Origin of the sequence: Minwuia thermotolerans, from assembly GCF_002924445.1 — a bacterium.
GTDB classification, from domain to species: Bacteria; Pseudomonadota; Alphaproteobacteria; order Minwuiales; family Minwuiaceae; genus Minwuia; species Minwuia thermotolerans.
This window is the reverse complement of the sequence record NZ_PIGG01000048.1, coordinates 33,434-47,404: the sequence shown is the minus strand read 5'-3', so window position 1 is coordinate 47,404 and position 13,971 is coordinate 33,434. Positions and strand designations below refer to the sequence as shown.

Below are 13,971 nucleotides of genomic sequence, written 5' to 3'. Positions count from 1 at the left end.
CTTGCGCGCGGGACTGGACCCTCCCATCGTACAGGAATTATGCTGCAAAGCGGCAAACTACCGTTTTGCAGTGCGGCGACTGATATGATATTTCCGCCGCCAAACGCAAGGCGTAATTTTCGTTCGTACAAGACCTGCCTTTTGGAAGATCAGAAAATGACCGAGACCCCTGAACGCGACCGCCCCTGGCTGATCCGGACCTATTCGGGCCATTCGTCGGCGAGGGCGTCGAACGAGCTCTACCGCACCAATCTGAGCCGCGGGCAGACGGGCCTTTCGGTCGCCTTCGACCTGCCGACGCAGACCGGCTACGACAGCGACCACGTGCTGGCGAAGGGGGAGGTCGGCAAGGTCGGCGTGCCGGTGGGCCATCTGGGCGACATGCGGACGCTGTTCGACGGCATCCCCCTGGAGCAGATGAACACCTCCATGACCATCAACGCCACGGCGCCGTGGCTGCTGGCGCTCTACATCGCCGCCGCCGAGGAACAGGGCGCGGACCGGACGAAGCTGATGGGCACCGTCCAGAACGACATCATCAAGGAGTATCTCTCGCGCGGGACCTACATCTTCCCGCCGGCGGCGAGCCTGAAGCTGATCGCCGACGTGATCGGCTTCACGGTCGCCGAAATGCCGAAGTGGAACCCGACCAACATCTGCTCCTACCACCTGCAGGAGGCCGGCGCGACGCCGACGCAGGAGCTGGCCTTCGCGCTGTCGACGGCGCGGGCGGTGCTGGACACCACGAAGGAGCGCGGCGAACTGCCGCCCGAGATGTTCGGGCAGGTGGCCGGGCGCATCAGCTTCTTCGTCAACGCCGGCATCCGCTTCGTCGAGGAGATGTGCAAGATGCGCGCGTTCGTCGATCTCTGGGACGAGATGCTGCGCGACCGCTACGGCGTCGAGGAAGAAAAGAACCGCCGCTTCCGTTATGGCGTGCAGGTCAATTCTCTCGGCCTGACCGAGCAGCAGCCCGAGAACAACGTCTACCGCATCCTGCTGGAGATGCTGGCGGTGGTGCTGTCGAAGAAGGCCCGCGCCCGCGCGGTGCAGCTGCCCGCCTGGAACGAGGCGCTGGGCCTGCCGCGGCCCTGGGACCAGCAATGGTCGCTGCGCCTCCAGCAGATCGTGGCGCACGAGACCGACCTTCTGGAATATGCCGACCTGTTCGACGGCAGCCCCGTGGTCGACGCCAAGGTGGCCGAACTGAAAGCCGGGGCGCTGGACGAGATGAAGACCATCGAGCGCCTGGGCGGCGCCATCGCGGCGGTCGAGAGCGGCTACATGAAGGAGGCGCTGGTCGAGAGCAACGCCCGGCGCGTGCAGGCGATCATGTCGGGCGAGTTGAAGATGGTCGGCGTCAACTGCTTCACCGAGAGCGCGCCCTCGCCGCTGGCCGAGGCGGCGGACGCCATCCTGACCGTCGACGAGAGCGCCGAGGCCGACCAGATCGAGAGCCTGAACGCCTGGAGGGAGAGCCGTGACGAGGCGGCGGCGAAGGCCGCGCTGGCGGCGCTGGAACAGGCCGCGAAGGAAGACCGCAACATCATGGAGGCCTCCATCGCCGCCGCGAAGGCCGGCGCCACCACCGGCGAGTGGGCCGGCGTGCTGCGCCGGGTCTATGGCGAGTACCGCGCGCCGACGGGCGTTGGCGGCGCGGCCGGCGTCGCCGCGGAGGGGCTGGCGGAGGTCCGCTCGAAGGTCGAGCAGGTCTCGGCCCGGCTTGGCCGGCGCATCAAGATCCTGGTGGGCAAGCCGGGCCTCGACGGCCATTCCAACGGCGCCGAGCAGATCGCCGTCGCCGCCCGGGACGCCGGCATGGAGGTGGTCTACGAGGGCATCCGGCTGACGCCGAAGCAGATCGTCACCGCGGCGCTGGAGGAATCGGTTCACCTGGTGGGACTCTCGATCCTGTCCGGCTCCCACGCCGCGCTGGCGCGGGAGGTCCTCGAAGGCCTCCGCGCCGAGGGCCTGGGCGACGTGCCGGTCGTGGTCGGCGGCATCATCCCGAAGGCCGACGCCGAGGCGCTGAAAGCCGCCGGCATCGCCGCAATCTATACGCCCAAGGACTTCGACCTGGCCGCGATCATGAGCGACATCGCCCGGATCGTGGACGGTTCCGCCGAAGCGGCGTAGGAGAAACCGCGCTGCGCGGGATGGATCGGCCGGCACGCAGCGCGGCTCGGACCGTTGCAGTCATCCCCGATATCGCTCGACACGACAATATTTCCGGCCGAAACCCAGTCCCCGCTTGGCAAGCGCCCGGCGGCGCATCATCTTGAGGGTCGGCCATGGCCATCCGGATCGCGGCCTGCGATCCGGCCCCTCCTTCCGCGTCAGGGATCGGGAGCGGGACCATCGGCGCAGCCCGACAGCGGCTCCGGCCCGGGGCGTCGGGCGACTGCCACGTCAACAGCCGGAAATGTCCACTCCTTGCCGCCCCGACGAGGCGGGCCGGGGGCCCACCCGCAGCGGCGCCGCATCGGAATTCCGGACGCGCGCCGCCGCCCGACACGAGGTAGTCAGATGTCCAAGGGCAACAAGAACCGCGGCAACCGCGAGGCCAAGAAGCCGAAGCAGGAGAAGCCGAAAGTCACCGCCACCGCCAACTCCGGCGTCGCCAAGTCCCAGACGGTGATCGCCGGCAAGAAGGTCCAGTAGCGCCGGATGCCGGCTCGGCGGGTGTCGCCGGCCGGCGCAGACGTCTATACTCCCCTGATCGAACGCCGATCAGGGGAGGAGACGGCATCATGCAGTTCTACGATTGCGCCACCGCGCCCAGCCCGCGCCGCGCGCGCATCTTCATCGCCGAAAAGGGCCTCGACGTGCCCACGACCCAGGTCGACGTGGGCAAGGCGGAGCAGTTGGGCGACGATTTCCTGAAGATCAATCCGCGCGGCACCGTGCCCGTCCTGATGACGGACGAGGGCGTGGCGCTGACCGAGAATCTCGCCATCGCCGCCTATCTGGAGGCGAAGCACCCCGAACCGGTGCTGATGGGCAACAGCGACATCGAGCGCGCCGAGGTCCTGCAATGGGCGGCGATCGCCGAGTCCCACGGTTTCCAGGCCGTCGCCGAGGCCCTGCGCAACACCAACCCGCACATGAAGGGCCGCGCCCTGCCCGGACCCGACAATTACGACCAGATTCCGGAACTCGGCGAGCGGGGCCTCACCCGCACCAAGCGCTATTTCGAGATCCTCGACCGGCGGCTGGAGGGCCGCGAATGGCTGGTCGGCGGCGGCCTGACCTATGCCGACATCACCGCCTTCGTCTGCGCCGACTTCGCGCGCATCATCAAGATGCGGGTGCCTGAGGAGCTGGGCAATCTGCACGGCTGGTACACGAAGATGAAGGAACGCCCCAGCGCCGGCCTCTGAGGCCGGGCCCGTCCCGGGGGCAACTTTTCCCGCTTGCGTTGCATGCCCCTCTGTTCTTCAATCGTTCCAGGGAACGGCGGACATGGGAGCGGGCCATGGGCCTGGTATCGGGATTGCGGCGCGTGGCGTCGGGCCTTCTGGGCGGCGGCGACGTGATCCGAAGCGCGGAGGACGCGGCGGCTGCCCCCGAAAGAGGCGACTACAGCAAGGCCATTCCTTTCCTGGAACAGCTCGCTGCCGCAGGATCGACGACGGGTCTGAATCTCCTCGGCCTCGCCTGTCTGGAAGGCAACGGCGTTCCGAAGGACGAGGCGCGGGGCCTCGAACTGCTGAGGGCCGCAGCCGAAGCCGGCGATATCGACAGCAAGAAGGTCCTGGGCACCAAGCTGCTGTTCGACCCGAACGTTCCCGCCGATTCGGAGGCGGGGATGGCGATGCTGACGGAGGCGGCGGAAGCCGGCGATGCGAGTTCCGCCTACGCCATCGGCCGTGCCTGTCTGGATGGCCGATACTGCGAGCAGAATGCCGACAAGGCGGTGCGGTTTCTGCGGCTCGCGGCAGAGAACGGCGACAACGACGGTCTCGTTGTTCTGGCCAGAGCCTATGAGACGGGGGAGCACGTCGAGCAGGATCCCGCCCGGGCGCTGCAATACTACCGCGAGGCGGCGGCAGCCGGCTCCACACATTCGATGTGCGCGCTCGGCGATCATCACCTTCGGGGCGAGCATGTGCCGCACGACGCCGCGGAAGCCTTCCGCTGGTACGAGATGGCCGCCGAGGCCGGCGATCCGGACGGTTGCTACAAGGCCGGTCTCGCGCTGGTTCAGGGCATCGGCGTGATCGAGGACATCGACCGGGCCGTCGGCTATTTTCAGACCTCGGCCGAATGCGGCCATCCGGAAGGCATGGGATCCTTCGGCATGGTGCTCGAAGGCCATGACCGCGGCGTGGCGCACGCCATGATGAGCCGGGCGCGGGACCGGACGTCCGACCCCGACTTCGCCGCCCGGATGACGGAGCGGCTCGAGGCGCTGGAACCGCAGATGACCGCCGACGAACTCAGCCTCTCCGAACAGAACCGCGCCAGCTGGGCGGAACTGGACGCCGAAGATGAAACCACGGCGTAGGGTTCCGGGCCACGGATCGGGGACCGCATCCGTTGTCACCCCCGCCACCGTGCGAGGGTCCGGAGCGGCTTCGCCGCAAGTCGTTGGTTCGCCGGATGCCCGCACAGGGCGGGCATGACACGCACGGCGTTGCATCGGGCCAATCGACCGGCAGGATTCCGTCAGCCCGTCAACACCTCGACCATCTCCCCCGCCTCCGGCCAGCCGTCGATCAGCGCCTTACGCTCGCCCATCTCGAAATCGGCGAAGTCGAAGCCGGGGCTGACGGTGCAGCCCATCAGGCAAAAGCGGCCGCCGGGCTTCACCCGCGCGCCCTGCCAGACGCCGGCGGGCACGACCGACTGGGGCCGCTGGCCGGCGGCCAGATCGCGGCCGATCTCCACCACGCGGTGGCTGCCGTCGGGAAACAGCCGGAGCTGCTCCACCGGATCGCCCAGGTAGAAGTGGAAGATCTCGTCGGAAGCGACGCGGTGCAGGGCCGAGACGTCGCCCGGTCCCAGCAGGTAGTAGATCGCCGTGCTGAAGCTTCTCTGCCCGCCATAGCGCGGCGGCAGGGCGCCGGCGGCGACCCCCTCGGCCGCACGGTGGATCTCCGCGTAGTGGCCGCCCTCCGGGTGGGGCTGCAGGTCCAGCGTCCGGATGATGGCCTCGATCTCGCGCTTCCAGGCGTCGCTCACAGCTTCTCCCTCACCTCCTCGGCCGCCTCCTCGTCCAGTTCGCCGCTCTCCTCCAGCGAGGCGCGGTGAGCCTCGATGATGCGGTGCGCGGTGGCGCCCGGCAGGCCGGAGCTGATCAGCACCGCGTCGGCGAGCTGCAGGCTGGCCTCCACCGTCTCCGGCACCACCCTGTCGGCGCCGAGATCCCGCAGCCGCCGGGCGTGCTCGTTGTCATGGGCGCGGGCGTGGATCGAGAGGCCGGGCCATTCGCGCCGGGCCGCGGCGACGATGCGCTCCGCCGCCTGGGGGCTGTTGATGGTCACCACCAACGCCGTCGCGCGGTCCGCGCCGAGCCGGCGCAGCATGTCGGGACGGCTGGCGTCGCCGAAGAAGACATGATCGCGGCCCCGCCGGCTGCGGGCGAGCAGATGGGCGTCATTGTCGATGGCGTAGTGCGCCATCTCCTGCTCCTCCAGGATGGCCGCCAGCATCTGACCCACCCGGCCGTAGCCGGCAATCACGACATGCCCCTTCAGGTCCGATGGCGGACTCGCGGCGGCGGGGCGCTGACGCTCCGCGCCACGGGCTTCCAGCGCGCCGCCGAGACGGCGGCCGAAATGCGCCTGCATCGGCGTCGCCATCATCGTCAGGCTGGTGACGATCAGCATGAACTGGGCCGTCGGCCCATCCATCAGTCCGAGCGCGAAGGCCATCGAGACCACCAGCAGGGCGAACTCCCCGCCCTGGGACAGCAGCACCGCGCTCTCCGCGGCGACCGGGCGCGACTGCCCGAACGCCCGGCCGAGCCCGTAGATGATCGGCGCCTTGATGACGAACAGCCCGATCACTGAGACGCCCAGCAGCACCGGCCGGGCGAGGACTTCGGTCAGGTCGATCTCCATGCCGACCGAGACGAAGAAGACGCCCAGCAGCAGGCCCTTGAAGGGCTCGATGTCCAGTTCGACCTCGTGGCGGTATTCGGTCTCCGCCATCAGCAGCCCGGCGACGAACGCGCCCAGCGCCGCGGACAGGCCGGCGGATTCCATGGCCATGGCGGTGCCGATGATGACCAGCAGCACCAGCGCCAGGAACAGCTCCCGGCTGTCGGCCGCGCCGACGAAGCGGAACAGCGGCCGGAGCAGCAGCCGCCCCAGCACCAGCACCACGACGACGGCCGCCGCCGCCTGCCCCATGGCGATGGCGAAGGCGATGACCGGCGAATCCTCGCCGCGGGCGGCGAAGGCGCTGACCATGAACAGGATCGGCAGCACCGCGAGATCCTGGAACAGCAGGATCGAGAAACTGGTGCGCCCGACCTCGGTGCCCAGCCGGCGCTGCTCGGAAAGGAGTTGCATGACGATGGCCGTCGAGGACAGCGCGAAGCCGGCGCCGAGAATCACGGCCATGGGCAGGGTGTTGTCGAACATCGCCGCGATCGCCGTGATCACCGCTGCGGTGACCAGCACCTGCGCCCCGCCCAGCCCGAATACCAGCCGGCGCATCGCCCAGAGCCGCTCCAGCGACAGTTCCAGCCCGATCATGAACAGCAGGAAGATCACGCCCATCTCGGCCAGGGCGTTGACGAACTCGACGTCGTCGATCACAGCGTGGCGCAGCCAGGGCGCCACATCCACGAAGCTGGCCAGGCCGTAGGGGCCGATCACCATGCCGACGATCAGGAAACCCAGGATCGGACTGATCTTCACCCGCCGGAACAGCGGCACGATGATCCCCGCGGCAAGCAGGAAGATGATCACCTCGCGCAGATGCAGTGTGGCGGCGTGCACGGCCTGAAAGTCGCTCCCTTGTCCGGCGTCCGGTTGCGCCGCAGCATAACGCGGCATCCGGCGACGCCGCGACCGCCGAATCCGCATGGCCGCGATCGGGGCCCGGCGTCATTCCGACGAGGCCGGCCAGTGGCCGCTAGTCCACCGAGAAGCGCCAGCCTCCGTCATGGGAGATCACGCGGCCGGCGGTCGGCGGCGCGAAGTGGGTGCCGAAGACCGTCACCGGCCCGTCGGCGTAGCGGCGCAGGAAGTCCTCACGGGTCGCCCGGGCGCGGGCGATGTCGTGGTCGAAGCGGCTGGCGACATGCGGCATGGCGCACTGGATCGGGTGATGCATCAGGTCGCCGGTGATCACCGCGCGCTCGCCGCCCGATTCGATGACCACGCTGACATGGCCCGGCGTGTGGCCCGGCGTCGGTTCCAGCCGGACCTCCCCGGTGACCCGGTGATCGGTCTCCACCAGTTCGTGCAGACCGGCCTCGACGATGGGCCGCACGGAATCCCGGTTGGTGCGGCGGGCGTCGACCACGCCCTCGACCACGTCGACCGGCATGTCGCCCCGGATCGCCTCGGTCGCTTCCCGGCTCCAGTGCTCCCATTCGACGCGCCCGAACAGGTAGCGGGCGTTGGGGAAGGTCGGCACCCAGCGGTCGCCCTGCTTCATGGTGTTCCAGCCGACATGGTCCACGTGCAGATGGGTGCAGAGCACGGTGTCGATCGTCTCGGCCGGATGACCGGCGGCCCGCAGGTCGTCCAGAAAGGGCCCGGACAGCATGTTCCAGGCCGGGTTGCCGCGCTCCTTGTCGTTGCCGACGCAGGTGTCGACGATGATGCGCCGGCCTTCGCTTTCCACCACGAAGGCCTGGATGCAGCTGATCAGCTTGCCTTCCTCGGTGGCGAAGTGGGGCTTCAGCCACGTCTCGCGCAGGATGTCGTCGGTGGTCAGCTCCGTATAGCCGAAGTCCGGCGTGCGTTCGGCCTTCAGCTCCATGATGCGCGTGATCCGCACGTCGCCGATCCGCCAGGTGTCGGTGTTCATCGCGTCCCTCCCTTCGCCTCGTTTCCGCCACAGCATAGCGCGGACCGGGCCCGCATGCCTGCCCTCCGCGGCGTCGCGGGCCTTGACCGCCAGCCCGTCGCCCCTATACCTGTCCCGCGCCTTCTGACCGTCCTTCCGAGAGGCCCCGAGCCGATGTCCAGCGGAGCGCTCGACGCGCCGTCATTCCAGGATCTCATTCTCCGCCTGCACCGCTACTGGTCGGCGCGGGGCTGCCTGATCCTGCAACCCTACGACATGGAAGTGGGCGCGGGCACCTTCCATCCGGCGACGACGCTGCGCGCGCTGGGACCGGAGCACTGGAACGCGGCCTATGTGCAGCCTTCGCGCCGGCCCACCGACGGGCGCTATGGCGAGAACCCCAACCGGCTGCAGCACTACTACCAGTACCAGGTGATCATGAAGCCGTCCCCGGACGACTTCCAGGAGCTCTATCTTGGCAGCCTGCGCGAGATCGGCATCGACCCGAAGAACCACGACATCCGCTTCGTCGAGGACGACTGGGAGAGCCCGACGCTCGGCGCATGGGGGCTGGGCTGGGAGGTCTGGTGCGACGGCATGGAGGTCAGCCAGTTCACCTATTTCCAGCAGGTGGGCGGATTCGACTGCAACCCCGTCTCGGGCGAACTGACCTACGGCCTGGAGCGGCTGGCGATGTACGTGCAGGGCGTCGACAACGTCTACGACCTGGACTTCAACGGCGCCGGCGCCAGTTATGGCGACGTCTTCCTGCAGGCCGAACGCGAGTATTCCGCCTACAACTTCGAGCATGCGGACACGGAGATGCTGTTCCGCCATTTCCGCGACGCCGAGGCCGAATGCCATGCGGTCGCCGACCGCGGCCTGGCGCTGCCCGCCTATGACCAGTGCATCAAGGCGAGCCACGTCTTCAACCTGCTGGACGCCCGCGGCGTGATCAGCGTGACCGAGCGCGCCGCCTATATCGGCCGCGTCCGCGCGCTGGCCAAGCGCTGCGCCGAGGAATGGCTGGTCAGCCGCGGCCACCTGACGGTGGAGGCGTAGACATGGCCGAACTGCTGCTGGAGCTGTTCTCGGAGGAAATCCCGGCGCGCATGCAGGACCGCGCGGCGGCCGATCTCGCGCGCCTGCTGAACGACGCGCTGACCGAAGCGGGTCTCGACGTCTCGAAGCCGGTTCATCATTCGACGCCACGGCGTCTGACGGTGGTCTTAGAGGAGGTGCCGGAGGCCACCGCCGACGTTCGGGAGGAGCGCAAGGGCCCGAAGGCCGACGCGCCGGAGAAGGCGGTCAACGGCTTCCTGGGCTCGGTCGGGCTGTCGCGCGACCAGGTCGAGGAACGCGAGACGCCCAAGGGGACGTTCCTGTTCGCCGTGATCGAGAAGCCCGGCCAGCCAACGGCGGAAATCCTGCCCGGACTGATCGAGGGCGCGATACAGAAGCTGCCCTGGCCCAAGTCCATGCGCTGGGGTGCGCACCAGGTGCGCTGGGTGCGGCCGCTGCATTCCATTCTCTGCCTGTTCGGCGGCGAGGTCGTGCCGGTGAGTTATGGCCCGGTGACCTCGTCGAACACGACGCGCGGGCACCGGTTCCACGCGCCCGATGCGTTCGCGGTGACGGATTTCGCCGACTATCGGGCGAAGCTGCGCGCCGCGAAGGTCATGCTCGACCGCGATGAGCGCAAACGGGTCATCAATGACGGTGCGATGGATTCCCAGCCGAGGGGAATTCTGTACCAGGCGGACCCCAGACTTCTCGATGAAGTTGCCGGGCTGGTTGAGTGGCCGGTACCAGTATGGGGTCGGATCGACGACGCCTTCATGGATGTGCCGCGCGAAGTGCTCGAGTCGTCAATGGCGACGCACCAGAAATATTTTTGTGCCGTGAATGATTCCACCGACGGCAGTCTGGCGCCCTACTTCATCGCCGTCGCCAACCTGGAGGCGGAGGACGGCGGGCAGGCCATCGTTGCCGGCAACGAGAAGGTGCTGCGCGCCCGGCTTTCCGACGCCAAATTCTTCTGGGACAAGGATCGGGAACGCAGCCTGGAGAGCCGCGTTTCCGATCTCGACCCGATCGTCTTCCACGCCGCGATGGGCTCCATGCGGCGCAAGGCCGAGCGTCTCGCGGATCTGGCCAGGTGGCTGGCGCCGAAGGTCGGTGCGGACGAAGGGGACGCGCATCGCGCCGGCATACTGGCCAAGGCCGACCTGACCACCGAGATGGTCGGCGAGTTCCCCGAACTGCAAGGGTTCATGGGCCGCTACTACGCCCGCCATGACGGTGAGCCGGAGGCCCTCGCGGACGCCATTCGTTGGCACTACAGTCCAGCGGGCCCGGGCGACCTCTGCCCTTCCGATCCGGTCTCGGTCGCCGTGGCGCTGGCCGACAAGCTGGATACGCTCGCCGGCTTCTTCGGCATCGGCGAGAAGCCGACGGGCTCCAAGGACCCCTATGCGCTGCGCCGCGCGGCGCTGGGCGTGATCCGGCTGATTCTGGAGAACGGCATTCGTCTCAATCTCTCCGCTACGTTCAATCATGCGCTGCGAGCGATTGCTGGCGACTTCTCCGAAGAGCACCAGAAAATGTACTTCGACCGTCACCGAGAAGGTGAAGCTTTTCGTGCCCAGACCACCATCGAACTGCTCGACTTCATCGCCGACCGGCTCAAGGTGACGCTGCGCGAACAGGGCGTGCGCCACGACCTGATCACCGCTGTTTTCGCGCTGGGCGGCGAGGACGATCTTGTGCGTCTCACCTGGCAGGTCGAGGCGCTGCAGCGGCTCGTGGAATCGGAGGACGGCGGCAACCTGCTGGCCGCCTATCGCCGCGCCGCCAACATCCTGCGCATCGAGGAGAAGAAGGACGGCGCCGTCCATTCCGGCCCCGCCGACCGAGGCGCCTTCGTCGAAGCGGCGGAAGCGGAACTGGGCGAGGCCCTCGCCGCCGCGCTGGAGAAGGCCGACGCGGCGCTGGCGTCGGAGGACTTCGGCGGAGCGATGAGCGCGATGGCCGCGCTGCGCGGGCCCGTGGACGCCTTCTTCGACAATGTCACGGTGAACGCCGACGACGCGGCGCTGCGCGCCAATCGGCTGAAGCTGCTGGCGGAGATCCGCGCGACCCTGCACCGGGTGGCGGATTTCTCGAAGATCGAAGGCTAGAGAGCGCAGGCGGGCCGATTGTTGAAGTTGTCACCCCCGCCGCCGTGCGGGGGTCCGGAGCGGCTTTGCCGCAAGTTGAAAGTTCGACCGGATGCCCGCACCAGGCGGGCATGACGGATCGGGAGAAGGTGACGGCCAGAATGACGAAATGGGTCCTGAGCTTCGGCGACGGTTCGGCGGAAGGCCGGGCCGACATGAAGAACCTGCTGGGCGGCAAGGGCGCCAACCTGGCCGAGATGAGCAATCTCGGCCTGCCGGTGCCGCCGGGCTTCACGATCACGACCGAGGTCTGCACCTACTACTACGACCATGACCACAGCTATCCGCCCGAGCTGAACGACCAGGTCCGCGCGGCCGTGGCCCGGGTGGGCGAACTGGTCGGCGCCGGCTTCGGGGACGCGGCCAATCCGCTGCTGGTGTCAGTGCGCTCCGGCGCGCGCGCCTCGATGCCGGGCATGATGGACACGGTCCTCAATCTCGGCCTCAACGACGAAACCGTCGAGGGCCTGGCGAACAGCGCCGGCGGCGACCGCCGCTTCGCGCTCGACAGCTACCGGCGCTTCATCCAGATGTACGGCGACGTGGTGCTCCGCGTCGATCACGCCGCCTTCGAGGACATCCTCGAAGGGGTCAAGGACACCCGCGGCGTATCCCTGGACAACGAACTCTCCGTCGAGGATCTGGAGCAGATCGTGAGCCTGTTCAAGGAGGAGGTCGAGCGCGAGACCGGCCAGCCCTTCCCGCAGGACCCGGAGGCGCAGCTATGGGGCGCGATCGGCGCGGTCTTCAGCTCGTGGATGAACGACCGCGCGCGCACCTACCGCCGCCTGCACGACATCCCGGCGAGCTGGGGCACCGCGGTCAACGTTCAGGCGATGGTCTTCGGCAACATGGGCGAGACCTCGGCCACAGGCGTCGCCTTCACCCGCGATCCCTCGACCGGCGAGAAGGTCTTCTTCGGCGAATACCTGATCAACGCCCAGGGCGAGGACGTCGTCGCGGGCATCCGCACGCCGCAGCTGCTGACGAAGGCGTCCCGGGAACGCTCCGGCGAGGACAAGCCCTCGCTGGAGGAGGCCATGCCCGCGGTCTTCGCCGAACTGGAACGCGTCTACCAGGCCCTGGAGACGCATTACCGTGACATGCAGGACATCGAGTTCACCGTGCAGCGCGGCAAGCTGTGGATGCTGCAGACCCGTTCGGGCAAGCGCACCTCCAGGGCGGCATTGAAGATCGCCGTCGACATGGTCGACGAAGGCCTGATCACCGAGGCCGAGGCCATCCTGCGCGTCGAGCCGTCCTCGCTGGACCAGTTGCTGCACCCGACCCTGGACCCGGAGGCGGTGCGCGACGTCATCGCCAGGGGCCTGCCGGCCAGCCCGGGCGCTGCCTCGGGCAAGATCGTCTTCACTGCCGACGACGCCGAGCGCCTCGCCAAGCTGGGCGACAAGGTCATCCTGGTGCGCGAGGAGACCAGCCCCGAGGACATCCACGGCATGCACGCGGCGGAAGGCATCCTGACCAGCCGCGGCGGCATGACCAGCCACGCGGCGGTGGTCGCGCGCGGCATGGGCCGGCCCTGCGTTTCCGGCGCGGGCCATATCCGCATCGACTACCGCAAGGGCGAGATGTCGGTTCTGGGCCGGGTCTTCAACGCCGGCGACGTCATCACCATCGACGGCGCCGCGGGCGAGGTGATGGCGGGTGCCGTCGCCACCATCCAGCCGGAACTGTCGGGCGATTTCGGGCGGCTGATGGTATGGGCCGACGGCCATCGCCGGATGAAGGTCCGCGCCAACGCCGAGACCCCGGCGGACGCCCGGACCGCACGCGAGTTCGGCGCCGAGGGCATCGGCCTCTGCCGCACCGAGCACATGTTCTTCGAGGACGACCGCATCCTGGCTGTCCGCGAGATGATCCTCTCCGACCGGGAGAAGGGCCGCCGCGCGGCGCTGGAGAAGATCCTGCCGATGCAGCGCCAGGACTTCGTGGAGCTGTTCGGCATCATGACCGGTCTGCCGGTGACGATCCGCCTGCTCGATCCGCCGCTGCACGAGTTCCTGCCCAAGTCCGACGAAGACATCCAGGCGGTCGCGGACGTGATGGACGCCGATCCCGAACACATGCGCCGGCGCGCCAGCGAACTGCACGAGTTCAACCCGATGCTGGGCCATCGCGGCTGCCGCCTGGGCATCTCCTACCCCGAGATCTACGAGATGCAGGCGCGCGCCATCTTCGAGGCGGTCGCCGAGGTCAAGCGGGACGCAGGTGAAACCGTGACGCCGGAGATCATGATCCCGCTGGCCGCCACGCGGCGCGAGATCGACATCCTGAAGGCGCTGATCGACCGCGTCGCCGCCGAAGTGGCCCAGGCCAGCGGGCTGGAGCTGCACTATCTGGTCGGCACCATGATCGAACTGCCGCGGGCGGCGCTGCGCGCGGGCGAGATCGCGGAATCGGCGGCCTTCTTCTCCTTCGGCACCAACGACCTGACGCAGACGACCTTCGGCATCAGCCGCGACGACTCGGCCAGCTTCCTCGACGACTACATCGAGCAGGGTGTGTTCGAGAAGGACCCCTTCGTCAGCCTGGACCGCGACGGCGTCGGCGAACTGGTGCAGATCGCCGCCGAGCGCGGGCGCAAGACGCGTCCCGACATCAAGCTCGGCATCTGCGGCGAGCATGGCGGCGACCCGTCGTCGATCGCCTTCTGCGAGGAAGTCGGGCTGGACTATGTCTCCTGCTCGCCCTTCCGTGTGCCGATCGCCCGCCTCGCCGCCGCCCAGGCCGCGATCCGGGAGAAGTAGCGGCGCGCCCGGCGCGA

The 13,971-nt window shown here is 68.4% G+C and carries 10 protein-coding genes; 7 read left to right on the top strand and 3 right to left on the bottom strand.

Translation table 11 applies throughout. The annotated features are described in order from the left end of the window. The first annotated feature begins 156 nt into the window (after positions 1-156). The 4 genes from CWC60_RS15625 (at position 157) to CWC60_RS15615 (ending at position 4,507) form a co-directional block, all read left to right on the top strand. Positions 157-2,136, top strand: coding sequence for a protein meaA (locus tag CWC60_RS15625; RefSeq protein WP_109794869.1), 1,980 nt, complete (start codon positions 157-159; stop codon positions 2,134-2,136). Between the two features lie 390 nt (positions 2,137-2,526). Beyond that, positions 2,527-2,661: a hypothetical protein gene (locus tag CWC60_RS24305; protein ID WP_277422335.1), complete on the top strand. Its 135-nt coding sequence runs from the start codon at positions 2,527-2,529 to the stop codon at positions 2,659-2,661. Positions 2,662-2,750: 89 nt separating this feature from the next. Further along, on the top strand, positions 2,751-3,380 hold the full coding sequence (locus CWC60_RS15620) for a glutathione S-transferase family protein (RefSeq protein ID WP_109794868.1): 630 nt from the start codon (positions 2,751-2,753) through the stop codon (positions 3,378-3,380). Positions 3,381-3,475: 95 nt separating this feature from the next. After that, a complete protein-coding gene (locus CWC60_RS15615) occupies positions 3,476-4,507 on the top strand; it encodes a tetratricopeptide repeat protein (protein WP_109794867.1) in 1,032 nt (343 codons plus the stop codon). 161 nt (positions 4,508-4,668) lie between these two features. Here the strand turns inward: CWC60_RS15615 and CWC60_RS15610 are convergent, their stop codons facing one another. The 3 genes from CWC60_RS15610 to CWC60_RS15600 form a co-directional block, all read right to left on the bottom strand. Continuing rightward, on the bottom strand, positions 4,669-5,184 hold the full coding sequence (locus tag CWC60_RS15610) for a cupin domain-containing protein (protein WP_109794866.1): 516 nt from the start codon (positions 5,182-5,184) through the stop codon (positions 4,669-4,671). Next, positions 5,181-6,950, bottom strand: a complete 1,770-nt coding sequence (locus CWC60_RS15605; RefSeq protein WP_206419961.1) for a monovalent cation:proton antiporter-2 (CPA2) family protein — start codon at positions 6,948-6,950, stop codon at positions 5,181-5,183. The genes CWC60_RS15610 and CWC60_RS15605 overlap by 4 nt, the downstream gene beginning before the upstream one ends. 136 nt (positions 6,951-7,086) lie before the next feature. After that, the gene (locus CWC60_RS15600) at positions 7,087-7,989 is read right to left on the bottom strand and encodes an MBL fold metallo-hydrolase (protein WP_109794864.1); all 903 of its coding nucleotides are present in this window, start codon (positions 7,987-7,989) and stop codon (positions 7,087-7,089) included. Positions 7,990-8,142: 153 nt separating this feature from the next. On the opposite strand from CWC60_RS15600, the gene CWC60_RS15595 reads away from it, so the two are divergent. The 3 genes from CWC60_RS15595 (at position 8,143) to ppdK (ending at position 13,954) form a co-directional block, all read left to right on the top strand. Continuing rightward, on the top strand, positions 8,143-9,030 hold the full coding sequence (locus tag CWC60_RS15595) for a glycine--tRNA ligase subunit alpha (protein ID WP_109794863.1): 888 nt from the start codon (positions 8,143-8,145) through the stop codon (positions 9,028-9,030). Positions 9,031-9,032: 2 nt separating this feature from the next. Continuing rightward, positions 9,033-11,147 (top strand): glycine--tRNA ligase subunit beta, encoded by a 2,115-nt coding sequence (glyS, locus tag CWC60_RS15590; RefSeq protein WP_109794862.1) that lies wholly within the window; start codon positions 9,033-9,035, stop codon positions 11,145-11,147. A gap of 140 nt (positions 11,148-11,287) precedes the next feature. Beyond that, positions 11,288-13,954 (top strand): pyruvate, phosphate dikinase, encoded by a 2,667-nt coding sequence (ppdK, locus tag CWC60_RS15585; protein ID WP_109794891.1) that lies wholly within the window; start codon positions 11,288-11,290, stop codon positions 13,952-13,954. Positions 13,955-13,971: the final 17 nt, after the last annotated feature.